At 71.4% G+C, this 26,970-nt stretch carries 18 protein-coding genes; 7 read left to right on the plus strand and 11 right to left on the minus strand.

Annotation, left to right across the window (positions count from 1 at the left end; all coding sequences use genetic code 11):
- Positions 1-250: 250 nt before the first annotated feature.
- The 5 genes from OO52_RS26980 to OO52_RS27000 form a co-directional block, all read right to left on the minus strand.
- Positions 251-1,801, minus strand: coding sequence for a sensor histidine kinase (locus OO52_RS26980; RefSeq protein ID WP_030647390.1), 1,551 nt, complete (start codon positions 1,799-1,801; stop codon positions 251-253).
- Positions 1,798-2,541 carry a response regulator transcription factor gene (locus tag OO52_RS26985; RefSeq protein ID WP_030647392.1) on the minus strand — a complete coding sequence of 248 codons (744 nt, stop codon included), beginning with the start codon at positions 2,539-2,541 and terminating at the stop codon, positions 1,798-1,800. The genes OO52_RS26980 and OO52_RS26985 overlap by 4 nt, the downstream gene beginning before the upstream one ends.
- A gap of 57 nt (positions 2,542-2,598) precedes the next feature.
- Entirely contained in the window at positions 2,599-4,119 is a 1,521-nt protein-coding gene (locus tag OO52_RS26990) for a streptophobe family protein (RefSeq protein ID WP_158712572.1), read from the minus strand.
- Positions 4,120-4,179: 60 nt separating this feature from the next.
- Positions 4,180-6,420, minus strand: a complete 2,241-nt coding sequence (locus OO52_RS26995; RefSeq protein WP_078877009.1) for an MMPL family transporter — start codon at positions 6,418-6,420, stop codon at positions 4,180-4,182.
- Between the two features lie 177 nt (positions 6,421-6,597).
- Positions 6,598-7,785 (minus strand): serine hydrolase domain-containing protein, encoded by a 1,188-nt coding sequence (locus tag OO52_RS27000; protein WP_234339789.1) that lies wholly within the window; start codon positions 7,783-7,785, stop codon positions 6,598-6,600.
- Positions 7,786-7,994: 209 nt separating this feature from the next.
- On the opposite strand from OO52_RS27000, the gene OO52_RS27005 reads away from it, so the two are divergent.
- On the plus strand, positions 7,995-9,347 hold the full coding sequence (locus OO52_RS27005; protein WP_030647403.1) for an MFS transporter: 1,353 nt from the start codon (positions 7,995-7,997) through the stop codon (positions 9,345-9,347).
- A gap of 17 nt (positions 9,348-9,364) precedes the next feature.
- On the opposite strand, the gene OO52_RS27010 is transcribed toward OO52_RS27005, so the two are convergent.
- A complete protein-coding gene (locus OO52_RS27010) occupies positions 9,365-9,961 on the minus strand; it encodes a TetR/AcrR family transcriptional regulator (RefSeq protein WP_030647406.1) in 597 nt (198 codons plus the stop codon).
- 196 nt (positions 9,962-10,157) lie between these two features.
- Here OO52_RS27010 and OO52_RS27015 point away from each other — a divergent pair, with 196 nt between their 5' ends.
- The 5 genes from OO52_RS27015 to OO52_RS27035 all read left to right on the plus strand — a co-directional run bounded on the left by OO52_RS27015 (position 10,158) and on the right by OO52_RS27035 (position 17,491).
- The gene (locus OO52_RS27015; RefSeq protein WP_030647408.1) at positions 10,158-11,729 is read left to right on the plus strand and encodes a class I adenylate-forming enzyme family protein; all 1,572 of its coding nucleotides are present in this window, start codon (positions 10,158-10,160) and stop codon (positions 11,727-11,729) included.
- 23 nt (positions 11,730-11,752) lie between these two features.
- Positions 11,753-12,949, plus strand: coding sequence for an acyl-CoA dehydrogenase family protein (locus OO52_RS27020; protein ID WP_030647410.1), 1,197 nt, complete (start codon positions 11,753-11,755; stop codon positions 12,947-12,949).
- 478 nt (positions 12,950-13,427) lie between these two features.
- Positions 13,428-14,333 (plus strand): AraC family transcriptional regulator, encoded by a 906-nt coding sequence (locus OO52_RS27025; RefSeq protein ID WP_030647412.1) that lies wholly within the window; start codon positions 13,428-13,430, stop codon positions 14,331-14,333.
- Between the two features lie 423 nt (positions 14,334-14,756).
- Entirely contained in the window at positions 14,757-16,175 is a 1,419-nt protein-coding gene (locus OO52_RS27030) for an aldehyde dehydrogenase family protein (RefSeq protein WP_030647414.1), read from the plus strand.
- Between the two features lie 863 nt (positions 16,176-17,038).
- Complete coding sequence (locus tag OO52_RS27035) at positions 17,039-17,491, plus strand: hypothetical protein (protein WP_158712573.1); 453 nt, start codon at positions 17,039-17,041, stop codon at positions 17,489-17,491.
- Positions 17,492-17,700: 209 nt separating this feature from the next.
- On the opposite strand, the gene OO52_RS49965 is transcribed toward OO52_RS27035, so the two are convergent.
- Positions 17,701-18,147 carry a cupin domain-containing protein gene (locus OO52_RS49965; protein WP_234339790.1) on the minus strand — a complete coding sequence of 149 codons (447 nt, stop codon included), beginning with the start codon at positions 18,145-18,147 and terminating at the stop codon, positions 17,701-17,703.
- A 435-nt stretch (positions 18,148-18,582) separates the two neighbouring features.
- Between OO52_RS49965 and OO52_RS27045 the strand changes: the two genes are divergently transcribed.
- Positions 18,583-20,091: a cryptochrome/photolyase family protein gene (locus OO52_RS27045; RefSeq protein ID WP_030647420.1), complete on the plus strand. Its 1,509-nt coding sequence runs from the start codon at positions 18,583-18,585 to the stop codon at positions 20,089-20,091.
- Positions 20,092-20,179: 88 nt separating this feature from the next.
- Here the strand turns inward: OO52_RS27045 and OO52_RS27050 are convergent, their stop codons facing one another.
- The 4 genes from OO52_RS27050 to OO52_RS27065 all read right to left on the minus strand — a co-directional run bounded on the left by OO52_RS27050 (position 20,180) and on the right by OO52_RS27065 (position 26,836).
- The gene (locus OO52_RS27050; RefSeq protein ID WP_030647434.1) at positions 20,180-22,312 is read right to left on the minus strand and encodes an MMPL family transporter; all 2,133 of its coding nucleotides are present in this window, start codon (positions 22,310-22,312) and stop codon (positions 20,180-20,182) included.
- 154 nt (positions 22,313-22,466) lie between these two features.
- Positions 22,467-23,036, minus strand: coding sequence for a MarR family winged helix-turn-helix transcriptional regulator (locus OO52_RS27055; RefSeq protein ID WP_051818631.1), 570 nt, complete (start codon positions 23,034-23,036; stop codon positions 22,467-22,469).
- A 204-nt stretch (positions 23,037-23,240) separates the two neighbouring features.
- Positions 23,241-24,569, minus strand: coding sequence for a class I SAM-dependent RNA methyltransferase (locus tag OO52_RS27060; protein WP_030647438.1), 1,329 nt, complete (start codon positions 24,567-24,569; stop codon positions 23,241-23,243).
- Positions 24,570-24,787: 218 nt separating this feature from the next.
- Positions 24,788-26,836 (minus strand): APC family permease, encoded by a 2,049-nt coding sequence (locus tag OO52_RS27065; RefSeq protein ID WP_030647439.1) that lies wholly within the window; start codon positions 26,834-26,836, stop codon positions 24,788-24,790.
- Positions 26,837-26,970: the final 134 nt, after the last annotated feature.

Below are 26,970 nucleotides of genomic sequence, written 5' to 3' on the forward strand. Positions count from 1 at the left end.
GCCGGTGGCCGTTCTTGTATCCGGACTCTCACTCCGACGCCGGGGCAAACGCCCGGATCAGGTGGGAACCCGTACACCACTTCTCAGGACGCAACCGTGTCCTCGGCCGCATTGATTCGTGCAGGTCCTGTCTGAACACGCTGTCCTTGCCGCCCCCGTGATGCTCCAGGAACTCATCCAAACGCGCCTGAGAGAACTCATCGGCTCCGGGCACGCGCACGGAACCACAAGGCCTGGTCCGGCGTCCGCCTCACGCCTTCCCGTCGGCGACCCCTCGGTGTGACGGGTCGGGCAGCGGGAGCTCGATGCGGAAGGCGCAGCCCTGGCCGGGTGCGGTGTCGAGGGTGATACGGCCGTCGTGTGCGGTGACGAGGGCGTGCGCGATGGCGAGGCCGAGGCCGGAGCCGCCGGTGGCGCGGGTGCGGGAGTCGTCGGTGCGGTAGAAGCGGTCGAAGACACGTTCGCGTTCGGTGGGCGTGAGGCCGGGACCCTCGTCGGCGACTTCGATGACGGCCTTGCCGCCGATGGTGCCGACGCCGATTCTGATGGGCGTGCCGGGCGGGGTGTGGATGACGGCGTTGCCGATGAGGTTGGTGACGACCTGGCACAGACGCGCCTCGTCGGCGACGGCGGGGGCGGTGGCCGGCTTGCCGCCGCCGGGTCCGGTGAGGCTCACCGGGCGGGCCGCGTCCAGGGCACGAACGTCGTGGAGGGCGTCGGCGGCGAGGGTGCGCAGGTCCATGGGGGCGAGGTCGAGGGCGAAGGCCGGTGCCCGGTCCGGGCCCGCGTCCGCGGTGTCCTCGTCGAGGCGGGCGAGCAGGAACATCTCCTCGACGAGCCGGGTGAGGCGTTCGGACTCCTCGGCGATGCGGGTCATGGTCTGGTCGACGTCGTCGCGGGTGGGCAGGGCGCCCATGCGGTACAGGTCGGTGTAGCCCTTGATGCCGACGAGCGGCGTACGCAGTTCGTGGCTGGCGTCGGCGAAGAAGCGTCTGGTTCTCGCCTCGGCCTGCGCGCGCGCCCGGAAGGACGTGTCGATCTGGGCGAGCATCTGGTTGAGGCAGGCCGTCAGGTGTCCCACCTCGGTGTGCGGTGCGGCCAGTTCGGGGACGCGGTGGGAGTAGTCGCCAGCGGTGATGGCCGTGGTGGTCTCCTCGATCCGGGTCAGGGGGCGCAGTCCGGAGCGGACGGCGAACCAGCCGGCGGCGGTCAGGAGCGCGAGAAGGCCGGCGCCCACGGTCAGGGAGAGGTTCCGGGCCTGGGTGACGGTGCGGTCGACCTCGTCGAGGGAGGTGGCGACGAGGACACTGCCGCGGGTGTCGGTCCGTTCGGGCGGGAAGACCTGGGCGGGCTGGGCGAGGGCGATGACCCGCCACTTGTGGTCGCCGTCCCGGGCGGTCACGGTGAACGGGCGGCCCTCTCTGGCGAGGACGGCCGCGTGGTCGAGGGCGGGGAGTTCGGGACCGCCGCCGGGTGGCGCGGTGCTCGCGTCGAACACGCTGCGGGTGGCACCCTCGTCGTCCAGGTAGGTCACGGTGGTGTCGCCCAGGACGCTCAGGGCCCGCACACTCGGCGGGGTGCCCGTACCGGCGGGCGGTGCGAGGCGGGCCGCGATCTGGCCGGTCAGGACGAGCCGGTCGTCGACGCGGTTCTCCAGGTAGCCGCGCAGGGCCGTGGTGACGATCGCCCCCGTGCCGAGGAGGCCGACGGCGACCAGGGCGACGGAGAGGCACAGCAGGCGGGTGCGGAGGGAAACCCGGCTCGGCCGTCCGCCGGTCGGCCACCGGGCCGGGCGCTTCATGGCCGGGGCTCGCGGATCACGTAGCCCACGCCTCGGACGGTGTGGATGAGTTTGGGCTCACCCGTGTCGACCTTCCGGCGCAGATAGCTGATGTATGTGTCGACGATGCTGGGGTCGCCGCCGAAGTCGTACTCCCACACGCTGTGCAGGATCTGGTTCTTCGTCATGGTGCGGTCCGTGTTGGCCACCAGGAAGTGCAGGAGGCGGAACTCGGTCGGGGACAGTCGCACGGTGCGGCCGGCCCGGGTGACGTGGTGGCTGCCGGGTTCGAGCGCCAGGTCGCCGACCACGAGCCGGACGGGCTGCTCGCCTCGGGTACGGCGCAGGACGGCATGGATGCGGGCGATGAGCTCTTCGAGGTCGAAGGGTTTGGTGACGTAGTCGTCGCCTCCGAGATGCAGGCCGTGCAGCCGGTCCTGGCGTTCGTCCCGTGCGGTGACGAAGAGGACCGGAACGTCCCCGCCCTGGCCGGGAAGGGGTGAGCGGGGCTGGGCCCGCAGACGGCGGATCACCTCGAAGCCGTCCATGTCCGGGAGCATGACGTCGAGCAGGACGAGGTCGGGCGTGTGCCGCGCGGCCAGGTCGAGGGCCTCCTGGCCGGTGGCGGCGGCCTCCACCTCGAAGCCGGCGTAGCGCAGAGCGGTGCGCAGCAACTCCCGGACCGTGGGCTCGTCGTCGACGACGAGCAGGTGGCTGGGGCGACCCGCGGGGTGGTGCGCGGGGGGTGTCGGTGCCGCCATGGTGTGGATCGCCGCCTTCACGAGCAGGACTGGACTTCTGAGGAGATCACACGGCGCTCACGACGCCGAGTCGGACGTCACCCGGGACGGCGTGGACCGTGCGCCGGCCGGCCGTCGGGGTGCCGTGCCCGGCTGGCCCGCCGCCGGGCCCCGGCGGCGGGCCCTTCGGCTCTGCAGGCGGCTGCCACCGTAGCCCCCGAGGGCGGCCAGGACGAACCCGGTGAGAGCGGACAGTCCCGCAGTGGCGTCGAGACCGGCCGTGACGCCGCCCATCTCGTTGCCCATGAGGCTGATGCCGATCCGCAGCGACCCGCGGGCCAGGAGAGGGAACACCAGGGTCACGGCGCCGACGGCGATGCCCATCCGCAGCGCGGTCTCCGCATGGCGGTCGAGTGGGGACTCGGACTCCTCTCTCGGGGTGCGCGCCGGGGTGCGGGAGGCGGCGGCATACCCGGCGGCCACCAGCAGGAGCAGCGTCAGGAGCAGGCCGAGGACCCACAGGGGCACGCCGGCGCCCGACCAGCCGCCGAGGTCGACGGACCTGTCCGTACCCTGCGTACCGTCCTGGGCGCCGCCGCCGAGCATGCCGAGCATCCCGCCGCCGTCCGGCTGGATGCGGTGTACGCCCGCCTCCCAGGAGGTACCGAGGCCGGCGGTGAACAGCACGCCGATCAGGTTGGGGCCGATCAGCAGCAGCAGACCGGCCGCTCGGGCCGCCTGTTCCCGTCCGGTCAGGGCCGCGGCCCCGGCCAGGAGCGCGACGGCGAGGGCCGAGAGGCACAGCACCGCGGCGAGTCCGGTCAGGGTGGAGGTGACGGGGTTCCACTTCAGTCGCGGGCGGCCCAGGGCGAGGGGGCGCGGGAGTGTCGTACGGCGGGCCGCGAGGCAACCGAGAGCGAGGACGGCACCCACCCACAGCACGCCGAGGAAGGCGGTCGCCGCCGCGTCGGTCTCGAACACCACCGAGGACAACGCCTTGGTGACACCTCCGCCCTCGCCCCCTCCGGTGAACCGGCTGAACGCTCCCGACGCCGTTCCCCTGCCGAACCGTTCCGTCGCGGACTCGGGCAGCCGGGCGGTGCCCTGAGCCACGGCGGCCAGGACGGGGAACACCACGGCCGCGGTCACCAGCGCGCCGCCGCACCGGGCCCACAGCAGCGCCGCGGCGGGCCGCTGCCGTCGGCGCAAGGGCCTGAAGAAGCCGACCCCCAGGACGGCCGTGCCGAGGAACGTCAGCGTCAGCGGCGTCACCGCCACCGCACCGCTCAGGCCGAGGCTCGACCCGCCACCGCCGCCGAGACCGCCGAGCAGCCCGCCGAGGCCGCCGCCCTGCCCACCGCCGTCGGCCGACCAGGCAGAGGGGGCCGACTCCAGCGTGACGCCGCCACCGACGGCCGTGCTCACCATCATCGGCACGAGGCGGGAGACCGGGGCGATCGCTCCGGCGCCCAGGGCGGCGAGTGCCGCCCACGCGGCGGCGGCCATCGCCACGACCGCGGTCGCGACGGACAGGGCGCCTTCGAGACCGTGGCGCGACGGTGAACCGGGAGGAGCAGGGCGAGATGGGGCGGAGGACATGGGCAGGCTCCTGTGGACGGAAGAGGGGGAGGAAGCGGCACGGGCCCTGACGTAGGCGGATCAGACGGCGGAGCCCCGGCGGCCGCCGCTGCCCGCTGTCCCGACGGCGGGGTCCGGGCCGGCGCCGGGTACGGCGGCGGGCGCCGTCGCGGCACCGTCCGCCTCTCGTTCGAGCCGCTCGCCTTCGACATCCAGGTGGGGCACGAGCCGGTCCAGCCATCGGGGAAGGCGCCAGGCGCGCCGGCCGAGCAGGGCCAGGACGGCCGGGACCATCGCCATGCGGACGACGAACGCGTCGAAGAGGACGGCGGCGGCGAGCCCGAAGCCGATGGTCTTGAGCATCTGCTCGTCGGATCCCATGAAGGCGGCGAAGACGGAGATCATGATCACGGCGGCGGCGGTCACCACCCGTGCGCTGTGCTCGAAGCCGCTGACCACGGAGTCCTTCGGCGACTGCCCGTGCACGTACGCCTCGCGCATCCGGGTCACGAGGAACACCTCGTAGTCCATGGCGAGGCCGAAGACGACGCCCACCATGAAGATCGGGGTCATCGACATCACCGGTCCCGGGACCGCGACCCCGAAGAGGGAGGACAGCCAGCCCCACTGGAAGACCGCGACCACCGCGCCGAGGCCGGCCAGGACCGACAGCAGGAAGCCCAGGGCCGCCTTGAGCGGGACGAGGAGGGACCGGAAGACGGCGATCAGCAGCAGGAACGCCAGGCCGACCACGAGTGCCAGGTACGGGAGGAGGGCGTCGGACAGCTTCTGCGACACGTCCACGTTCATCGCCGTCGACCCGGCGACCAGAACGCGGGCGCCGTGCTCGCTCGCGACCGCGGGGTCGCGCAGCGCGTGCACCAGGTCGGCCGTCTTTGCGCCGGCCGGCGCGGTGACCGGTACGACGGTGAGGACGGCGGTGTCACCCGCCGTGCTCAGCCGGGGCTGCCCGACCGCGGCGACGTCCTTCCTGCCCCGGATCTCCGCGGCGACGTCGCGGGCGGCCTCCTGGGCGCTGCCGCCGCCGTCGGCCTGGACGACCACCGTCAGGGGGCCGTTGTAGCCGGGACCGAAGCCGTCGGCGACCAGGTCGTACGCGCGGCGCTGCGTGGTCGAGGCGGGTTTGGACTCGTCGCCCGGGAGCCCCATGTCCAAAGAGGCCGCGGGTACGGCGACCACGCCGAGCAGGGCGACGCCGCCCAACAGGACGGCGACCGGGCGCCGGACGACGAACCGGGCCCAGCGCACGCCCATGGCCTGCTTCGGCCGGCCGTCCTTACCGAGGCGCCGCGGGCGGGTGGGACGGATGCGGCGTCCGAGGAGGCCGAGCAGCGCGGGGATCAGGGTGACGGCGATCAGCATCGCGATGACGACCGTGCCGGCGGCGGCGAGGCCCATCTGCGTGAGCAGCGGGATGCCGACCACGCTCAGTCCCGCGAGGGCGATGATCACGGTGAGACCGGCGAAGACGACCGCGGACCCCGCGGTGCCCACCGCGTGAGCGGCCGCCGCTTCCCGGTCCCTGCCCCGGGCGAGTTCGGCGCGGTAGCGGGAGACGACGAACAGCGCGTAGTCGATACCGACGGCCAGGCCGATCATGGTGGCGAGACCACTGGTGGTCGAGCCGAGCCCGAGCGGCTCCGCGAGCACCTTGATCGCCAGGCCGCCGATGCCGACGCCGAGGACGGCGGTGAGCAGCGGGAGGCCGGCCGCGAGTAGCGAGCCGAAGGTGATGACGAGTACCACGGCGGCGACGGCCAGGCCGAGGGCCTCGGAGGAATGTCCGCCGGCCATCGCGTTGACGGCGTTGCCGCCGACCTCGACGGTCAGCTTCTGCGAGCCCGCCCGTTCGACGGTGTCCTGCAGCGCGTCGCGCGAGCTCTCCTCGAGCTGTGAGGCGGGCACCTCGTACGACACCTGTGCGTACGCGCTGGAGCCGTCCTCGCTCACCGAGCGGGTGGCGTACGGGTCGGTGACGCGTACGACCTGGGGGCCGTCCCCGAGTTCTCGGACCGTCTCCCGGACGGCCTTCTTCTCCTCGGGGTCGGTGACCTTGCCGTCCTCCGCCCGGAACACCACCCGGGCCGTCGCGCCGTCGGCCTTCAGCTCCGGGAAGCTCTCCTCCAGCACGTCGTACGCCTGCTGTGCCTGCGTGCCGGGCATCGAGAAGTCGTTGGGCGGCGCGGCGGGAGCCCTCCCGGCCAGCACGCCCGTGCCCACGAGCAGCACCACCCACAGCAGCGCGACCGGCCGGCGCCTCCGGAAGGAGAACCGGCCCAGCCTGGAAAGGAACGTGGCCACAGCGAGGGCTCCTAGTCAGGTCGAGGCTTCGTCGGAACAATCACCGACGCTGTCACCCCGGCCTGAACGCACTCGGAGAGTTCCTGGGAGTCTTCTGAGAGATCCGCCGCCACGGCGCGGCCGGACGGCGGGATCCGCGCCGAGACCACCGCCGGCGCGGCCCGATTCACAGAAAACTCACCGGGTCGCCGCGAGGTGGTCGCCGATCCGCAGGAACGCCTGGACGAGCGGCGCGACCCGCACCTCCGGCGAAATCACCTGGGAACCGAAGTGGACGGCGACGAGGTCGAGGCCGGGCGAGACGAACAGCCGCTGGCCATGGATTCCGCTGGCCATGTACGAGCCATAGGGGTCGTTCGGAATCCACCACAGGTCGTGGTACGAGAGCGTGGCCGGCGAGTCGGGGGGCGCGGCGGGGAAACGCACGCGGCGGGGGTAGCCGTCCGGGACACCGCTGGTGATCGTCGTGGCCACCTCCTCGGGCACGACCTGCCGGTCGCCGACCGCCCCGCCGCGGCGCAGCATCTCGCCGACGCGGGCGACGTCGCGCGCGGTGGCGCTGAAGCCGCCGCAGGCCGCCTCGACCCCATCGCCGTCGAGGATGTAGTAGGCGTCCTCCTCGGCGCCGATCTTCGACCAGATCATCTCGCTGAGCAGCGCCGAGGTGCTCAGGCCCGTGACCCTGCGCAGGACCTCGGCCAGTGCCTCGACGTTGCCGTTCTCGTAGCGGAACCCGGTCCCCGGCCGGCCGGTGGCGCGGGCGGTCAGGAGGTGCTCACGGATGGTGGTCGGACCGTTGTAGCCGTAGGGCCGCAGCTGCGGTGCGAGCACGGCGTAGTACCGCTGGGCCTCGATCGCCTTGTCGAAGGGCCGGCCCGCGTAACCGACCTGGGTGCCCATGTGCAGCAGGTCCTCGACCGGGGCGTCACCGAAGGCGGTTCCGGCGAGTTCGGGGACGTAGGCGGAGGCCTGGGCCGACCGGTCCAGCAGGCCCTGATGCGCCAGTGTCGCCGCCATCAGTCCGATGTAGGACTTGGCCGCCGAGGCGTTGAAGTGCGGGGTGTGCGCCTCGGTGCCGTGCCGGTACGTCTCGTGGACGACGCTGCCCCGGTGCAGCACCAGGAACGCGTCCGTCTGCGCGGCGGCGAACAGGTCCGGCAGCGTCATCTCGGCCCCGCCGATGTCGAGGGCGAGCCCGTCGAGGGCGTCGGGCTCCCCCGGTAGGGCTCGGGCGGGTTCGGGTCCGCGCCACACCCGGCGGCTGGGGGAGAGTTCGCGGCCCGCGGACGTGAAGCGGCGGATCCATGCCGGGTCGGTGTAGCCGCGGGTCCACGGGAGGTCACCGAGGCGGGTCGAGTCGTTCACGGGCAACTCCGTCACTGCAAAGGTCTTGAACATGAGCGCAATTAACGTACAACCTGTTCAACACCGGATGACAGCCCCTCGCCGACGGAAAGCCCTGGGGCAGCAGTCACGCGTCCGTCATGCCCCGCGACCGCCGGCCCGGCCGGCCTCGGTCGCCGGCCGCCGCGCCGTTCCCCGCACGCTTCCCCTCCGAGCCGCAGGAGTGCCCCATGGTCGAACCGTCCTCGCCCGCGCCACCCCGTGCGGGGGCTGACGCCCCCTCCCGTCCGGCATTCGACCGCCGGCGGGCCTGGCTGATCACCGCGTTGATCGTGACGTTCATGCTCATCAACTACGCCGACAAGTCCGTCCTGGGACTCGCGGCCGTCCCGATCATGGACGAGCTGGGCATCAGCAACAGCACCTACGGGCTAATCTCCAGCTCGTTCGCGCTGCTGTTCAGCCTCTCCGGTCTGATCGTCGGCTTTGCCTCGGCGCGCGTCTCCAGCCGGGTCCTGCTGTTCACGATGGCCGCTCTGTGGGCGGTGGCCCAGCTGCCGGTGCTGTTCGTGGCCTCCGTGCCCGCACTCGTGGCGGGGCGGGTGCTGCTGGGGGCGGCGGAGGGACCCGCGGCCTCGATGTCGATGCACGCCCTGTACAAGTGGTTCCCGGCGGACCGCCGGGGCCTGCCCTCGGCGCTCCAGATCAGCGGTGCCGCGCTGGGCACGCTGATCGCGGCGCCGGTGGTGACATGGCTGATCACCGGCTTCGGGTGGCGTTCCGCCTTCGCGGTGCTCGCCGTGACCAGCCTGGTGTGGAGCCTGGTGTGGTGGCGGGTGGGACATGACGGCCCGTACGGGGAGGGGCGCGCGCGGCGCTCACGGCCGGCCGACGGCACCGCGCGGGCAGCGCTTCACACGCAGCGGCTGCCGTACCGGCGCCTGCTGTTGAACGGCACGGTGCTCGGAAGCATCGCCGCGGCCTTCGGCGGATCCTGGGCCCTCGCCCTGAGCCACGCCTGGCTGCCCGTGTACCTGCGGACGCAGCTCGGCATGAGGCCGAGCACCGCGGCCACGCTCATCAGCGCCATCTCCGCTTTCAGCCTCGTCCTGCTGCTCGCGACGCCACCCCTCCTCGACCGGCTGCACCGGCGCGGCCTCTCGCGCCGGTGGTCGAGCGGCGCCCCGCAGGGCATCGCGGTGGCCGTCGCGGCGCTGGCCATGGCCGCACTCCCGCTCGCCACCGGCTGGGCCCACATCGCCCTGCTCGCCGTCGCCTTCGGCGGCCACGCCATCGTGTTCCCCCTGCACTACATGACGGCGTCCGCGGTCGTGCCTCCGCCCCGGCGAGGTGCGGTCTTCGGCATCGTCGCCGCGACCGGCACCCTGCCCGGGCTGATCGCCCCGTACCTGACCGGACGCCTGCTGGACTCCGCCGCCTCACCCGGCACCGGGTACGACCACGCTTTCCTGCTGTCCGCCGCCGTCATGCTGGCCTGCGGTCTGACGGCCCTGGTCGCCATCCGGCCGGAACGCGACGCGCGACGACTGGGCGTGACCGAGGGAACCGGCCCCACGCCCTGAGGGCTCTGGTCGAAGGCTCAGGCCGGCGTCTCGAAGCCGCTGGCCCAGTACCGTCCGTGCAGTGCCAGGTCGAGCAGCATGCGCACGACCTCCTCGGCCGGCAGGGACGGGGTGTCCTGCTCGACCCACCAGCGCAGTACGGCGATCTGCTCGCCCACCCACACCCGGGCGAGCAGATCGGGGTCGATGCGGGGCCGGACCCCGTTGCGCTCCGCGCGGGCACGGAACTCCTCCGCGGTCGCCCTCGCGCAGGCGTCCGTGAACATCTGCAGGGGTCTGCCGTCGCCCTCGCCGCGCAGCACGATCCGGTACAGGTCGCGTTCCTCACGCGCGTGCCGGAGCATCTCCAGGACCGGCTTGCCCGTGAAGCCGATCGCGCTGTCCGCGACGGCGGGGGCGAGCCGCTGGCCGAGCTCGTCCAGGAGGTCGGCCGTCACCCGGGCGAACAGGTCCTCCTTGTCCCGGAAGTGGGCGTAGAAGGTCGCGCGGGCCACGTCCGCCCGCTCGGTGATGTCCTCCACGGTCAGCGCGGTGAAGCCGCGCTCCAGGACCAGCGCGACCAGAGCCGCCCCGAGGGCACGGCGTGACCGTCTCGTCCGTCTGTCCTCGGCCATTCGGCCCCCTCCTCGGTCGTGCGGCGCAGGCCCACTCAGTCTAGAAGGCTCTTGACACCCTCCACGTTACTGAACAAGCTGTATGTAATTGATTGAGTAGTCTACTTGCGCAGCCGGTGGGCTCGTCACCCCGGCCGGTCCGCAAGCCCCTCGTTCCACTCCCTCATCCCCTTCCGTTCGGGAGACAGGTCCCTTCATGAACCTCGGCACCTACCTTGCGCGCAGCGCTCGCTACTGGCCCCAGGCCCCGGCACTCGTGTGCGGGGACCGTTCCTGGAGCTTCGGCGCACTCGACCGCGCGACCAATCGGCTGGCCTCCGCCCTGACCGCCCGGGGCCTCGGCCCCGGCGACGCGGTGGCCTCCCTGGCCTGGAACCGGGGCGAGCTGGTGGAGGTCGAATTCGCCCTGTACAAGGCAGGGCTGACGCGGGCCCCGATCAACGCACGTCTCGGACGCGGCGAGATCGAGCACATCCTGCGCTACGCCCCCGTACGGGCCCTGGTCTTCGACGCGGCCCACCGCGAGGACGCCCTGGCCGCGATCGCCGCCGCGGGCACCGACTGCCTGCCCGTTCCGCTCGACTCCCCCGCCCCGGACGAGTCCGGGCCGGGCGAGGTGTCCTACGACGCGCTGCTCGCCAAGGGCGACGAGGCCCCGTTCCGCGTCGAGGTGGACGAGTCGGAGCCCTGCGTCCTGAACTTCACGTCCGGCTCCACCGGGGCCCTGAAGGCGGCGGTCCAGACGGTCGGCAACCGCCTCGCGAACATGCGCAAGCTCCTGATGACCGAGGACTCCCGGCCCCGCCCGGGCACCCGCTACCTGGCCTGCGGACCCATCACGCACGCCACCGGAATGGGCCTGCTGGCCGGTGTCTTCGGCGGCTCGACCACGTACGTCCTGCCCACCTGGAGTCCGCGGAGCTTCCTGGAGACGGTCGCGAAGGAGCGCATCACCGCCACCTTCCTCGTGCCGGCCATGGTGAACATGGTGCTCGCCCACCCCGGGGCCCGGGAGTACGACCTCTCCTCCCTGACGAGCGTTCGGATCGGCGGTGCGCCCATCTCGCCGCAACGCCTGCGCGACGCGGTCGCGTTCTTCGGGCCCGTCGTCGCCCAGGGCTACGGACTCGGCGAGACCACCAGCGTGGTCGCGGGCCTGAGCAGCGAGGAGATAGCCCGCGCGGTGCGGGAGGACGCGGAACTGCTCCAGTCGTGCGGCCGGGCCTCGTACGACACCGAGATACGCGTCGTCGACGAGGCGGGCCGGGAACTCGGCCCGCGCGAGGTCGGGGAGGTCATCGTGCGCGGCCCCGACTGCGTACGCGCGTACTGGCAGGAGCCGGAGCTGTCCGCGGAGACCTTCCGCGACGGCTGGGTGCACACCGGTGACCTGGCCTGGATGCGGGAGGACGGCTACCTCTTCCTCGTCGACCGCAAGAAGGACATGATCATCTCGGGCGGCTTCAACATCTACTGCACCGAGGTCGAGGCCGCGCTGTACGAGCACCCGGCCGTCCAGGAAGCCTGCGTCGTCGGTGTGCCCGACGAGCAGTGGGGTGAGGCCGTCAAGGCGGTCGTCGTCCCCCACCCCGGCACCACCGTCACGACCCACGATCTGATCGCCTTCTGCGCGGACCGGCTGGACCGCTTCAAGAAGCCCCGCTCCGTCGACTTCGTGGCCGAACTCCCCCACAACCGCAACGGCAAGCTCGACCGCAAGGCCGTCCGCGAACCGTACTGGGCGAACGCCGCCCGCCGCGTCAACTGACCCACCCCCCTACGGAGCTTCCGGTGACCTTCTCCCTCCGCCCCGCCTACCACGACCCGCGCACCGCCGAACTGGTGGAGCGGCTGCGTGACTACCTCGACGGCGAGCTCGCCGACTACGAACGCGAGCGCGGCATCACCCCCGCAAGCCGCCTCACCCGCGCCGACCTCGAACCGGTCTGGCGCCGCAGCCGCGAACTCGGCTTCTACGGCATCCACTTGCCCGAGGAGTACGGCGGGCAGAACCTCTCGTACACCCAACTGGCAGCCCTGAAGGAGGAGATCGGCGCCAGTGGGCGCGTTCTCTCGCACAGCGTGCTCGGGGACATGGGCGGTCCGCTGCGCGCCGGCGACATCCTCAAGCACGCCACCCCGCACCAACTGGACACCTACCTGCTGCCCCTGCTGCGCGGCGAACGCGCCTGCTGCTTCTCCCTCACGGAGACCGACGCGGGCTCCGACGTGCGCTCCATGCGCACCGTCGCGGTCCCTGACGGCGACGGCTACCGCCTCTCCGGGCACAAGGTGTTCTCTTCGGCAGGCCCGTTCGCCGACTTCGCGATCGTCGTCGCCCGCATGGCCGGCACCGGTGAGCAGGACGGTGAGAAGCCGCGGTTCTCCGCGTTCCTCGTGGACCTCGACAGCCCCGGCTGCCGCGTCGAGGACGGCGCGACCCCGATGTCCGGCGAGCACATCGAGAGCGACATCGTCCTCGACGACTGCTACGTCCCCGCCGCCAACCTCCTCGGCGAGGAGGGCAAGGGCATGCGCATCGCGCTCGGCCGGGTGACCACCAACCGCCTCCTGCACTGCCCCACCGTCCTCGGCGCGACCCGCCGCGCCCTCGCCCTGACCCTCGACCGCACCCGCACCCGCAAGGTCGCCGGCGGACAGCCCCTGCTGATGATGCAGGCCATCCAGCACAAGGTCGCCGACATGGCCACCGACTTCTATGCCGCCCGTTCCATGACCTACGCGGCGCTGGCCGCGCTGGACGAGGGCCGGGAGGTCCACGCCGAGGCGTTCATGTGCAAGCTCTTCGTCGCCGAGTCCGCCTTCCGCGTCCTCGACGAGGCCGTCCAGATCCACGGCAAGGAAGGGCTCACCCAGGGCAACGAGATCGAGTACCTCTTCCGCAAGATCCGCATGTTCCGCATCCTCACCGGCACCTCCGAGATCCAGCGCAACGGCATCGCCAAACTCCTGGCCTTCCACCACTGACCGACCCGTCCCTGCGGAAGACGCACTCCTGCTCGCCGGCCTGGGGCGGACGCGGCCGAGGTCGAAACCGGACACCTGCCTACGACTGGTCCGCACCGCTGTCGCGATGGTTTCGCGTCTTCGACGGCACCCTCCACTCGGCGGATCAGCGCTTCGAGATCGGTGACGTCATGGGCGAGAGCCGGTTCGCCAAGGACATCGGAGGCCCGCAGCGATGGCAGGTCCGCGTCTCAGTCGACGACCCCAATTCGTTCGCGCAGCTGCCGAGCAATGTTCAAGACCTGCGGATCGGCCTCGGGAGGTATGCCTCGCGGAATACGGAGGACGTACCTTCCCGAGTGATCGATTGATGGTCACCGTGTGAGGACGCCGGCGCTGGCTCCGGCGCCTGCCTCGGGACTGGCACGGAAGTCGCCCGTCCTTGCACGATCCTCTCGCCGGGCGGCACCCGTCACGACCCCTGTGCTGCAATCGTGGTATGCCACTGGACGAGCTACGTGACCTGCTGAGGCAGCATGGCCGACCCGATCTGACCACGTCCATCGACGGCGTTCGTATATGCAGGGCGGACCGCGTGGTGTCGCCGGGGGCCTCGATGTCCGGTACGGTCGTGGCCGTTGTCGCCCAGGGCAACAAGCGCCTGGCGCTGGGTGACCACCTCTACGAGTACGGGGCCGGACAATATCTCATCGCCTCGGTGGACCTTCCGGTGACGGGACAGTTTGTCGATGCCGCCCCGGGACGGCCCGGACTCGGTTTCGCGATGACGTTGGAGCCCGCGGCCATCGCGGAGCTGCTGTTGCAGACCGGTGCGGGCGACCTGCCACGGCCGCCCGGTCCCGCACGGCTGGGGATCTCGGTCAGTGACGCGTCCGACGAACTGCTCGACGCCATTGTGCGGCTGCTGCGACTGCTCGACCGGCCACGGGATCGGGGCGTACTGGCCCCATTGATCAAACGCGAAATCCTCTGGCGCCTGATCACCGGGGAGCAAGGCGACGTGGTGCGCCAACTCGGTCTTGCCGACAGCAGCTTGAGTCACATCACACGAGCGGTGCGGTGGATTCGACAGAACTACGCCCGGCAATTCCGAGTCGAGGAACTGGCGCGACTGTCAGGAATGAGCGTGTCCGCGTTTCACAAAAATTTCCAGGCAGTGACCGGGATGACGCCGATCCAGTTCCAGAAACACATCCGGTTGCAGACGGCACGGCTACTCCTGGCAAATCGCCCGAGCGACGTCACCGGCGTGGGACATTCCGTCGGCTACGACAGCCCGTCCCAGTTCAGCCGGGAATACAGGCGGCTTTTCGGTGAGCCGCCCAGTCGCGATGCGGTGCGCTTGCGCCATGAGGCCGGTGCGGCAGTGCCCGCACTGCCCTGAACGGCACCTCAAGGGTTGTCCCGTAATCCCTGGCGGGTGTGCGACGCCGACTTCGGCACCCGTGGACGGCCCTGGTAAGACCAGGAGGATCGTGCAACCATGCGCGAGAATCTTGCTGGCCGGACTCACGCGCCGTTGGTTTGATGAAGTTGTCAAAGCGCAAGAAGGCATTCGAGCCCTGCGACCGGAAGATTCGGGTCGCGACGGTCGCCGATCACATTCTGAAAGGTAGCCGTTGGTGCACACAGAAAGAGGACGAGCAGCATTCGGCCTGAACCGGACATATGCCGGTCAGCGACGCCGACTAGCGCGTCTTTCGTTCTGCGCGGGCTTGATGTGACGCGCACTCGTACTGGCACGGCGACTGTTTCCAGAAATTCGCCGACACCGGTTTGAGCGAGGAAAATTCAGGAAGTGGCAACAATGCAGAGCAACATCATCGACAAGGTCTACATCGACGGCGAGTTCGTGACCCCACACGGCACGGAACTCTTCGATCTGTACAACCCTGCCCGAGGTGAAGTGATCGGGCAGGTCCAGCTCGCCGACGAGGTCGACGCGCAGGCGGCCATCGCGGCGGCGAAGCGTGCACTGCCGGCGTGGTCCGCGACGTCCAAGGAAGAGCGGATCGACGCGCTGAAGCGGCTTCAGGCCGCGGTCACCGCTCACCGGGACGAACTACTGGAAGCTGTCATCCTGGAGTACGGCGCGCCGCTGAAGCTGGCCAACATAACGGACGCAACCATCGGCGCTTTCGCCGACATGATCCAAACGCTGGAAGAGTTCGACTTCACCCGGCAGATCGGCCGGGCCACCGTGGAACTGGCCCCGGTCGGTGTCGCAGGCCTGATCACGCCGTGGAACGCGGATGCGTTCATCGTCAGTGACAAACTCGCGACCGCTCTGGCGGCCGGCTGCACCGTCGTCGTCAAGCCCAGCGAGATGAGCGCGACGCAGACGCACGTCCTCACCCGGGCCCTGCACGAGGCCGGACTGCCCAAGGGCGTCCTCAACATCGTGACGGGACGCGGCGACGTCGTCGGCTCCGTGATCAACCGCCACCCCGACGTCGCGAAGATCTCGTTCACAGGCTCCACCGCGACGGGCAAGGTCATCGCGAGCGAGGCGGTCGACACGTTGAAGCGCCTGACGCTGGAACTCGGCGGCAAGTCTCCGTCGATCATCCTCGACGACGCCGACCTCGAGGAAGCGATCCCTGGTGCGCTCCAGGCCGGCTTTTGGAACAGCGGCCAGGCGTGCGTCGCCGGTACCCGCATCCTCGTCCCGGAGAGCCGGCTCGACGAAGCGCTCACCCTCATCGCGAAGAAGGTGGCGGAGGAGTGGCCCGCCGGTGATCCGCGCGATCCGGCGACCGCGATCGGCCCGATGGTGAGCGAGCGGCAGTGGGAGCGCGTCCAGAGCTACATCCGTCGCGGTATCGAGGAAGGCGCCCGAGTCATCGTCGGCGGCCCCGGCCGCCCCGACGGTCTCCAGAACGGGTACTTCGTGCGCCCGACCGTGTTCGCCGACGTCACCAACGACATGACGATCGCCCGGGAGGAGATCTTCGGCCCGGTGCTTTCGGTCATCACCTACCGGGACGACGACCACGCCATCGAGATCGCCAACGACACCACCTACGGCCTGCACGCCTACGTGTTCGGATCGGACGCCCAGCGGGCGCGCCGCATCGCATCGCGGATCGAAGCGGGCCGGGTCTCCGTCAACGGTGGCTTCGAGAATCGGTCCCCCTTCGGCGGGTTCAAGCAGTCCGGCATCGGGCGGGAGTACGGCGTCTACGGTCTCGAGGGCTTCCTCGAGCCGCGGTCCGTGATGGTCTGACCGGGTAGACCGGCCGGACCCGGTTGGTCGGTGCAACCGTGCAACGTGCGCACGGCGATGCCACGGTTCCCGGCGCCCGCCCCCGGGCGCGGGGACGGGCCGGCACGCCCGTGCCGTGCGCCATGAGTGGCCCGGGGTTGTTCGACGAGGCGTTCGACGGGGGTATGGTGGCCGGCCCGGGAAGGCAGCGCATGCATCCCGGGCCGGCCACGCGTCCCGGCCCGACGCCACGGTCACCCGGCATCGCTCTCAAGTGGAGCGGAACGGATCGGCCTCGGGCGGGCGGAACCCGGGGGCACGATGTGGCGTGCAAGCCTCGGCGAGGATCTTGCTGGCGTTCGCGTCCGCCCCTGCTTCGCTGGAGTGAGAGCAACAGCAAACGAGTGAGGCGGTACGGAGGGACCTGACGGCTCACCGAAGTCACCGCAGCCTGAACAACCCCGCTGATCCACAACTTCTGACAATTACTCCACGCTGCCGACGTGGTCCTGCACCCCGAGTAGCCTCCGGCCACCCCCGGATCCCCTGCACTCGCACAACCTGCTTGACTCAGTCATGAGGACTCCGCCGACCTAGGCTCTTCGCCACCGGCGGTGGCCATGCGGAATCGATGCGCGTCGAGTGGTGCATGATCGGGTGCCGAGGGCGTGCCAGGGCGGGGGCGGGGCGTGAGTGTCATGGGTGTGTGGGTCGTCGGGGCGGTGCCTGACGAGCGGACAAGGGACCTGCTGTCCGCCGCGGTTCAGGCCTCGCCGTCGCCACCGGCGTCAACGCACGCTGATGTGACCAGAGGGTTGGCTTGGTGGCGGAGCACGGCACGGACGTCTCTGTTCAGCTCTTCCAAGACCGCTGCCGGCGGTTGGGTGGCTGACGACGACGCCTTCCGGCTGAGCGCATTCTTCGACAGCTGCTATGACGACTCCGATCCGGTGGAGGCGCTGCGCGACGCCGTCATGGACCAGTTCCCGCCCGAGGGAGACGAGGGCCTGTTCACGGCAGTGGCACGCAAGGCCAGTCCGTTCTCGGCCTTGGCGTACGCGCTCGGTCCCGATGCGGTGCTGCGACTACCAGGCTGGTTCGGAGACTTCCTGCTCGACGCCGCACAGGTCCGCGCCCAGCTCCCCGCGGCGGAGGAAGCCCTCGCCTTGACCGGAACCCAGCGGCGGGACGCCGTCGAGCGAATCCATGCCTGGATGACCGGCTTGGGCGACGATCCCGACCATGACGTCGATGAACTCCTTGACGGCCCACTGCGCGTTCTCCGCCATGCCGCCCGTACCGGGCAGGGTGCGGCTGGCCAGGTCTGCTGGTACTGACGGAATGGAACGCTCCTTGGACCATGGGGAAATCCTGTAAGGCACCGCAGGTCAGCGGCTTCTCAGGTCAGCGGCCATCCGCGTGGCGATCTTCCCAACCGGTGCTCCAGGACCCGAGCACGAAGGCGCTTGACTGGTCCATTGAAACTCCTGCCTATAACGGCTTCCCCAACCTACGGGTACTGGTCGGATCAATACCGCCTGTACCGTCAGGCGGCCTTGACGTGCTCGGCATCGACCCGTGCGGTGACACCGGTCCCGACGAGGGTGCGGGTGACGTCGGCGGAGGCGTAGATCGACAGGATGCGCATGGGCTCGGTGGCGGAGGCGTTGCGGAAGCGGTGAGGCACACCGGCGGGGACGTACGTGGCGTCGAAGCGGGTGACGTGGTGTTCGGTGCCGTCGATCTCGACGACGGCGTCGCCTTCCAGGACGGTCACGCTCTCCGGGCGGTTGTGGGCGTGCAGGGCAATGGCCGCGCCGCCCTCACGCCGGTCGAGCGTGAGCACAGCGTCGGTGTCGTAGTCAGCGGCCAGGGCCACGTTCACCGCATCCGCGAGGCCCGGGTCCAGGTCGCGACAGCGGGCACGCACCGACTGGGCGACACCCGGATGGTCCTCCGTGATCTCGGGCAGAACGACACGGCCCCGTCGCACTCGGTGGCGGATGCCGTCGACCGCGCTGAGCGCCGCTCACGGCGGAGCTCGCGCGTGGCGGCGTGGTCGATCTCCGCCCGATGCTCGGGGGGCGGAGTCGAGCGCCGCAAGCAGCCCGGTCGTCTCCGCGACGACGACGATCACGCAGCGGTCCCGGTCCCGCGGCGCACCGCCTCGGCAACGGCGTCACGCACGTCATGCCGGCCAGGAGTGCGTCCCCCTCCCCGGAAGATGCGGGAGACAAGAGGCCCGTCCCCTACACGGTTGGCCATGGCCGCGAGAGGGACGCCCTGGCGGATGATCTCTGCCTCGCTGATGTGTGTGTACCACAATGATGTATGCCCATTGCGTCCGGGCGGCTCCGAGGGTCTGCACCGCTTCCGGCGGGCCCGCGGCCGCTGACGAACACCCCCGAGCGAACGAGAGACAACCGGTATGACGACCGCGCACTGGCTCTTCGGCGATCAGCTCGGCCCGCACTTCCTCGCTCCGGCGGGCGGGGACGGGCCCGGCCACGGGGCGCCCGTGGTGATGGTCGAGGCCCGGTCGGTCTTCCGGCGCCGCCGCTTCCACCGCGCCAAGGCGCACCTGGTGCTCTCCGCGATGCGGCACCGTGCGGCGGAGCTGGGCGAGCGGGTGACGTACGTCAGGGCGGAGACCTACCGGGAGGGACTGCGCCGCGCCGTGGGGGACGCACCGGTCACGGTGTGCCACCCCACCTCTCACGCGGCCCTGCGGCTGGTGCGCTCCCTGCCGCGGGTGAGACTGCTGCCCGCGCGCGGCTTCCTGGTGTCGCACGAGGACTTCGTCCGCTGGGCCGGTGGACGCGGGGGACGGCGGCTGCTCCAGGACGACTTCTACCGCTGGGTGCGCCGCGAGCACGACCTGCTGATGGAGGGCGGTGAGCCGGCCGGCGGGCGGTACAACCACGACCACGACAACCGCGAACCGCCACCGCGCGGCGCCGGAACACTGGACGTGCCGGGGCCGTACCGGCCACGGGAGGACGACATCGACGCCGGGGTGCGCGACGACCTCGACCGGTGGGAGCGCGAGGACGGCGTGCGCTTCGTCGGCCGCGACGGCCCGCGCCGCTTCCCCGCCACCCGGCGCGAGGCGCTGTCGGCGCTGCGCCGCTTCGTGGAGCTGCGCCTGGCGTCGTTCGGGCCGTTCGAGGACGCCATGCTGGCCGGCGACCCGGTGATGAGCCACAGCCTGCTGTCGTCGTCGCTGAACCTCGGGCTGCTGCACCCGGCGGAGTGCGTGGAGCGCGCCGAGCAGGCGTGGCGGGCGGGCGCCGTCCCGGTGAACAGCGCGGAGGGCTTCGTGCGGCAGGTGGCGGGCTGGCGTGAGTACGTCTGGCAGCTGTACTGGCACTTCGGCGAGGACTACCGGCACGGCAACGCGCTCGGCCACACGCGGGACCTGCCGGAGTACTTCGCCGAGCTGGACGCCGACGCGGTCACCGCCCGTTGTCTGGCCACCGCGCTCGCCCAGGTGCGCGACACCGGCTGGACGCACCACATCCCCCGGCTGATGGTGCTGGGCAGCCACGCCCTGCAGCGCGGCTGGGACCCGGCCGCCGTCACCGACTGGTTCCACCGCTGCTTCGTGGACGGCTACGACTGGGTGATGCTGCCGAACGTGGTCGGGATGTCCCAGTACGCGGACGGTGGCCGGATGACCACCAAGCCGTACACCTCGGGCGGCGCCTACATCCACCGCATGAGCGACCTGTGCGACGGCTGTGCCTACCGGCCCGCCGAACGGACCGGCCCGCACGCCTGCCCCTACACCTCCGGGTACTGGGCCTTCCTGCACCGCCACCGGCGGATGCTGTCCGGCAACGCCCGCATGCGCCGGGCGGTGCAGGGCCTGGACCGGCTGCGCGACCTGGAGGAAGTGCTGCGCGAGGAGCGGCGGCGGACCGGTACCACACCGTGAAGCGAGTGCCTGCGGGGCTGCGCCGAGGCACGGCGTATGGCCCGAAGGCCGCACCACGGCACCGGTGCACGGCGGCTGAGGCCGGCTTTCAGCCGTCCCTGCGGCCGGTGCGGGAGGGGACGCCTGCGCCCGCCACCGCGGGCGAGGTCTCTTCCTGTCGCCCGGAACCCGGCCGGGTGGGCCACCAGACGCGGTCCCCAGCGTCCCGCACCAGGGCCGGGACCAGCAGCGAGCGCACCACCAGCGTGTCCAGGAGCACGCCGAAGGCGACGATGAACGCGATCTGCACCAGGAAAGCGAGGGGGATGACCCCGAGCGCGGCGAAGGTGGCGGCGAGGACCGCCCCCGCGGAGGTGATGACCCCGCCGGTGGCGACCAGTCCGCGCCGCACGCCCTCCCGCGTGCCGTGGCGCAGGGTCTCCTCGCGGACCCGGGACATCAGGAAGATGTTGTAGTCGACACCGAGGGCGACAAGGAAGACGAACCCGTACAGCGGCACGGACGGGTCGGTGCCGCTGAAGCCGAACAGGTCGCGGAAGACGAACGCGGCGACGCCGAGGGTGGCGGTGTAGTTGAGGGCGACGGTGAGCACGAGCAGGAGCGGCACGGCCAGGGTGCGCAGCAGCAGCACCAGGATGACCAGGACGACCGCGAGCACCACGGGCACGATGACGGTCCGGTCCCGCTCCGCCGCACGGAGGGTGTCGTACTGCTGGGCGGTGTAGCCGCCGACCAGGGCGCGGGCGTCCGGCAGCGCGTGCAGCGCGGTGCGCAGCCGGGCGACGGTGTCGCGGGCGGCCTGGGTGTCCGGGGCGGCCTTCGCGGTCGCCTCGAAGCGCACCCGCCCGTCCACGACGCGCGGCTTCGCCCCGGGACGGCCCTCGGCCCCCGTGGCAGTCACCACCGCGATGCCGGAGGTGGCGCGCACGGTGCGGGCCACCTCACCGGCCGCGGCGGCGTCGGCGAGGACCACCACGGGGGTGCCGGCACCAGCCGGGAAGTGGCGGGCCAGGGTCTGCTGGGCGGCGACGGACGGCACGTCCCGGACGAACGTCTCATCGAGCGGCACGCCGCGGGAGTCGAGGGCGAGGGCGCCCGCCGAGCAGACGAGCAGGCCCGCCAGGGCGAGCGCCCACACGCGGCGCGGTGCCCGGTCCACCAGGGCGGCGACACGGCGCCACAGTCCCGTGGCGCCCGCGTGGCGCTCCGGGTGGGCCGGCCAGTAGGCGGCCCGGCCGAGCAGGGCGAGGACCGCGGGCAGGAAGGTGAGGGCGCTGAGCACGGCGGCGGCGATGCCCATGGCGCCGACCGGGCCCAGCGCGCGGTTGTTGGTCAGGTCGCTCAGCAACAGGGTGATCAGGCCGAGGGCGACGGTGCCGGCGCTGGCGAGGACGGCGGGCGCCGAGCGGCGCAGGGCGGTCCAGGCGGCGGCACGGCTGTCCCGTCCCGCGGCCAGTTCCTCGCGGCAGCGCGCGGTGACCAGCAGCGCGTAGTCGGTGGCGGCGCCGATGACGAGGATGGACAGGATGCCCTGCACCTGCCCGTCGACGCGCACCAGGCCGTGGTCGGCCAGCGCGTACACCACGGCACAGGCCAGGCCGAGTGCGAAGACGGAGCCGGTGATGACGGCGAGCGGCAGCAGCAGCGAGCGGTAGACGAGCAGCAGAATGACCAGGACCGTCAGCAGGGCGACGGCCAGCAGGACCCCGTCGATGCCGGAGAACGCGTCGGCGAGGTCGGCCTGCGTGGCGGCCGGGCCGGCCAGCTGCACCCGGGTGCCGGGGACCCGCTCGGCCGCGGCGCGCACCTTCTCCAGGGTGGGTGCGAGCTGATCGCCGAGGTCGGGGCGGAGCGGCACGACGGCCTGGAGGGCCTCGCGGTCGTCGGAGGGCAGGGCGGGGGACGGCGTGCCGACCGTGCCTGTCGCGCCGGTGAGCCCGGCCACGGCCGCGGTGGCCGGCTGCTGCCGGCCGGTGACCTCGCCGCCGCCGTCGGCGGTCCACAGCACGATCACGGGCAGGGTCTCGCGCTGCTGGAAGGCGGCCTGTTCCCGCAGGACGCGGGTGGACTCGGCGCTGCGCGGCAGGAAGGCGGCCTGGTCGTTGGTGGCGACCTCGCCGAGGCGCCCGGCGAAGGGGCCGAGCAGTGCGCCCACCACGAGCCAGGCGGCGATCATGGCGAAGGGTACGAACCGGTGGGCTCGCTGGTGCTGGGGCTTCATCGGGCTCCTTCGACGACTCGGCCCGTTTGCTCGACAATCAACAATCTCAATGATTGAAGCATTTGCGGCGCCGGAGATCTCCCCGGGGTATCCCTCATGCTTCCGTCTGCCCCTGGAATCCGGATGCAGGGGCCTGGAGGAATCCGGGCGCGGCTCAGCCGTCGCCCAGTTCCGGCATCTCTCCCAGAGCGTCGTTGAGCGCGGTCAGGAAGCGCAGCGCCACCTCCAGCTCGCGCTCGTCGAACGCGGCCCCGGCACGGCGCAGGGCCTCCGCGAGGGGGCGGAAGTGGGTGCGGGTTGCGGCGCGGGCGTCGGCTGCGTAGCGCAGGTGGACGACGCGGCGGTCGGCGTCCTCCCGGACCCGGCGGACGTGTCCGGCGCGTTCCAGCCGGTCGATGCAGGCGGTGACCGCGCCGGAGGTGAGGCCGAGCACGGCGCGCAGCCGACCGGGGGTCATCGGCTCGGTCGCGTCCAGGATCGCGGCGAGCGCCTGCACGTCGGTGGGGTGCAGGTTCTGCCGCACCGCGTACTGGTGCACGACCCGGCCGACCTCGCCGTGCATACGGCGCAGTTGGACGGCGAAGGCGGCCAAGTCACCGGCGAAGGCGGGGGGCTGGTCACCCGTGGAGGGGCCGCCCGGCGCATGCCGCGGACGCGCTCCGCTGGTGTCGGTGTCCACCGGCGCATCGTACCGGGGTCCTCGTGGCCCACGTCGGCCGAGCATGGTGGCGCCGACGCGTTCAGCGGCCTCCAGTCGTGGAACAGGTGCCGGGAGAAGTCGTAGGCGAAGCCGGGGTCCGGGTGCCGCGTCGAAGCTGCCCGGCGCGGACACAGCATCGTCCGGCATGCCGCCTGTTCCACGTCATGCGTCGTCGGAAACAGATCGGGAGCACCCACACACGCCCGAGCAACTCGGGACAAGAGCAGGTCAGATGCCCTTCGCAGCAGGCTCCAAAATCGCCACGCACTCCACATGATGCGTCATCGGAAACAGATCGAACGCCCGCAGCGTCCGCACCCGGTAGCCGCCCTCCCGGAAGTACCCCAGGTCCCGGGCCAGCGCAGCGGGGTCGCAGGCGACGTACGCGATGCGGCGGGCGCCGAGGGAGGAGAGGTGGGCCACCGTCTCGCGGCCGGCGCCCGCGCGGGGCGGGTCGAGGACGATCAGGTCGACCTCCGTGATGCCCGTGCGCGGCAGGACCGACTCGACCTTGCCCTGCTCGACGCGGACGCGGGGGAAGTCGGCGAGGTTGTGCCGCGCGTCCTCCACCGCCCGCTTGCCGGACTCGATGCCGAGGACCGCGCCCTTCTCGCCGAGGCGGTCGGCGAGCGCGCCGGCGAAGAGGCCGACACCGCAGTAGAGGTCCAGGGCCGTCTCGCCCTTACGGGGCAGCAGTCCCTGCATGACGGCGGTGACGAGCGTGTCCGCCGCCTTCGGGTGGACCTGCCAGAAGCCGCCGTTGCCCACCCGGTGCGTACGGCCGTCCGCGCGTTCGCGGACGAAGGGGCGGCCGTGGACGCGGTGCACTCCGCCGGACTTCTCGTCCACGCGCAGGACCGACACCGGCCGGTCCAGTTCGACCAGCGGGAGGCGGGCACCCGGGCGCGGGGTGAGGATCACCTGGCGGTCCTGGGATCCGGTCGCCGCGATGGCCTCGACCGATTCCATGCCGGTCCAGTCACGCTTCTCGATGCCCAGCTCGCTGACGCCCGCCGCCGCGATCATGCAGTGGTCGATGCGCTCGACCTCGTGCGAGCGGTGCCGGCGCAGACCGGCGTGGCCCTCGGCGTCGACGGCGTACTGGACGCGGGTGCGCCACTGCGGGACCTGTCCGGCGGGCAGCTTGTCGCCCTCGGCCGGGACCACGGTGCCGTCCCAGCCCGCCTCCTCGGGGGTGAGGCCGGCGAGCCGCTGGAGCTGTTCGGCGATCACCTCCGCCTTCAGCCGGCGCTGGGCGCCCGGCTTGGCGTGCTGCCAGTCGCAGCCACCGCAGCGGCCGGGGCCGGCGAAGGGGCAGGGGGCCTCGATGCGGTCCTTGGACGCCTCCAGGACCCGTACGGCGTCCGCGCGCAGGAAGCGGGCGCCTTCCTCCCCCTCGGTCACCCTCGCCACCACCCGCTCGCCGGGCAGCGCGTGCCGGACGAACAGCACCTGTCCCTCGGGCGTACGGGCGATGCAGTGGCCGCCGTGGGCGACGGGGCCGATCTCGACCTCGTACTCCTCGCCCACCAGAGACTTGGTCGGTTCTGCCTGCATGGTGGGGTGACTCCAGACCTGGAAATCGGGGAAAGGGGGCGGCCCGCACCGGCGGGCCCGACAACAGCCCACCAGTCTACGGCCTTCCTGCCCCGCCCCAGACCTCGCCCGTGGGCTCCTTCGACCCCACCTCAGCCTTCACGCCGCGGGCCCCCGCGGCATCTCCGCCCCACCCCAGCCCTCACCCCGCGGGCATCATCCACCCCACACCGGTCCTCTCACTCCTTGCCCGACGGCTCCTTCGGCCGTTCCACCGCCGGACCGCGCCGGACGGCGCCCGGTGCGTTCCATTCCTGCCGCTTGCGGGCGCGGGCCCGGGCGGCCTCGGAGGACTGGAGCTGGTAGGGGACGGAGGTGACCATGACGCCGGGCGTGAACAACAGGCGGCCCTTGAGGCGCAGCGCGCTCTGGTTGTGCAGCAGGTGCTCGTACCAGTGGCCGACCACGTACTCGGGGATGATCACGGAGACCGCGTCGCGCGGGGACTCCTTGCGCAGGCCCTTGACGTACTCGATGATCGGCCGCGTGATCTCGCGGTACGGCGAGTCCAGGACCTTGAGCGGTACGTCGATCCCGCGCCGCTCCCACTCCTCGCGCAGCGCCTTGGTCTCGGCCGGGTCCACGTTGACGGTCAGCGCCTCCAGGGTGTCCGAGCGCATCAGCTTGGCGTAGGCCAGGGCGCGCAGTGTCGGCCGGTGGATCTTGGAGATCAGCACGACCGAGTGGACCCGCGACGGGCGGACCATGTCGTCGGCCGGGCCCTCGGGGGCCGCGATCTCCTCGGCGACCCGGTCGTAGTGCTTCCGGATCGCGGTCATCGTCGCGTAGAAGATGCACATGCCGAGCAGGGCCACCCAGGCGCCGTGCGTGAACTTGGTGACCAGGACGACGACGAGCACCAGGCCGGTGAAGAAGGCGCCGAACGCGTTGATCGCCCGGGAGCGGATCATGTGGCTGCGCTTGGCCGGGTCCTTCTCGACCCCGAGGTGGCGGTTCCAGTGCCGGACCATGCCGGTCTGGCTGAGCGTGAAGGACACGAACACGCCGACGATGTAGAGCTGGATCAGGCGGGTGGAGTCGGCGCCGTAGATGAACACCAGCAGCATCGCGGCGCCCGCGAGCAGCACGATTCCGTTGGAGAAGGCGAGCCGGTCGCCACGCGTGTGCAGCTGGCGCGGCAGGTAGCGGTCCTGGGCGAGGATGGAGCCGAGCAGCGGGAAGCCGTTGTACGCCGTGTTGGCGGCCAGGAACAGCACCAGCGCGGTGGCTGCGGCGAGCAGGACGAACAGGAAGCTGCCCTTGCCGAAGACCGCCTCGGCGACCTGGGAGATGACCGGGTTCTGGACGTAGCCGGAGCCGAGCGGGACGCCGTTGTGCAGCAGGTCGGTGGCCGGCTTCTCGGCCATGCGCACCTTGGTGGTCATGGCGAGCACGATGATGCCGCAGAACATGGTGACGGCCAGCAGGCCCATCATGGCGAGCGTGGTGGCCGCGTTCTTCGACTTGGGCTTGCGGAAGGCCGGGACGCCGTTGGAGATGGCCTCGACGCCGGTGAGGGCCGCACAGCCGGAGGAGAAGGCGCGCAGCAGCAGGAAGACGAGGGCGAAGCCGGCGAGCCCCTGGTGCTCGGCCTTGATGTGGTAGCCGGCCGTCGGTGCCCGCATGGTGTCCCCGAGGACCAGGCCGCGGAAGGCACCCCACGCGATCATGATGAAGACGCCGCCGACGAACACGTACGTCGGGATGGCGAAGAGCTTGCCCGACTCCTTCACGCCCCGCAGGTTCATCAGCGTCAGCAGCACGATCACGGCGGCCGCGCAGAACACCTTGTGCTCGACCACGAAGGGGATCGCTGAGCCGAGGTTCTCGATGCCGGAGGAGATGGAGACGGCGACGGTGAGGACGTAGTCCACCAGCAGGGCGCTGGCCACGGTGAGGCCGGCCTTGGGGCCGAGGTTGGTGGTCGCGACCTCGTAGTCGCCGCCGCCGCTCGGGTAGGCGTGCACGTTCTGCCGGTAGGAGGCGACCACCGTGAACATCAGCACGACGACCGCGAGCGCGATCCAGGGGCTGAAGTGGTACGCCGACACGCCCGCGATGGACAGGACCAGCAGGACCTCCCCCGGCGCGTAGGCGACGGAGGACAGCGGGTCGGAAGCGAAGACGGGGAGTGCGATGCGCTTCGGCAGGAGCGTTTCACCCAGCCGGTCACTGCGCAGTGCGCGCCCGATCAGGATCCGTTTGGGCACGTCGGTCAGTTTGGACACGAGAGAGGATCGTAAGCCTTCGAACAGGCACCCGCCCACCCGGCGTGCTGGATCTGCCTCACGAGTGAAATCGGGGGCGCACGGAACTACGGAATCCGTGCTTCGTGTGCCCGCCGTGCCTAGATGGCAAACCC

The sequence above is a fragment of the Streptomyces flaveolus genome (assembly GCF_000716535.1).
GTDB lineage: Bacteria > Actinomycetota > Actinomycetes > Streptomycetales > Streptomycetaceae > Streptomyces > Streptomyces flaveolus_A.

Bases quoted from the DNA above. Each gene is read 5' to 3' on its own strand.
- OO52_RS27030 (WP_030647414.1), top strand. From the start codon at position 14,757: ATGCAGAGCAACATCATCGACAAGGTCTACATCGACGGCGAGTTCGTG.
- OO52_RS27010 (WP_030647406.1), bottom strand. From the start codon at position 9,961: ATGGCCGAGGACAGACGGACGAGACGGTCACGCCGTGCCCTCGGGGCG.
- OO52_RS27060 (WP_030647438.1), bottom strand. From the start codon at position 24,569: ATGCAGGCAGAACCGACCAAGTCTCTGGTGGGCGAGGAGTACGAGGTC.
- OO52_RS26985 (WP_030647392.1), bottom strand. From the start codon at position 2,541: ATGGCGGCACCGACACCCCCCGCGCACCACCCCGCGGGTCGCCCCAGC.
- OO52_RS27050 (WP_030647434.1), bottom strand. From the start codon at position 22,312: ATGAAGCCCCAGCACCAGCGAGCCCACCGGTTCGTACCCTTCGCCATG.
- OO52_RS26990 (WP_158712572.1), bottom strand. From the start codon at position 4,119: ATGTCCTCCGCCCCATCTCGCCCTGCTCCTCCCGGTTCACCGTCGCGC.
- OO52_RS27015 (WP_030647408.1), top strand. From the start codon at position 10,158: ATGAACCTCGGCACCTACCTTGCGCGCAGCGCTCGCTACTGGCCCCAG.
- OO52_RS27025 (WP_030647412.1), top strand. From the start codon at position 13,428: ATGCCACTGGACGAGCTACGTGACCTGCTGAGGCAGCATGGCCGACCC.
- OO52_RS27045 (WP_030647420.1), top strand. From the start codon at position 18,583: ATGACGACCGCGCACTGGCTCTTCGGCGATCAGCTCGGCCCGCACTTC.
- OO52_RS27055 (WP_051818631.1), bottom strand. From the start codon at position 23,036: ATGCTCGGCCGACGTGGGCCACGAGGACCCCGGTACGATGCGCCGGTG.
- OO52_RS26980 (WP_030647390.1), bottom strand. From the start codon at position 1,801: ATGAAGCGCCCGGCCCGGTGGCCGACCGGCGGACGGCCGAGCCGGGTT.
- OO52_RS27005 (WP_030647403.1), top strand. From the start codon at position 7,995: ATGGTCGAACCGTCCTCGCCCGCGCCACCCCGTGCGGGGGCTGACGCC.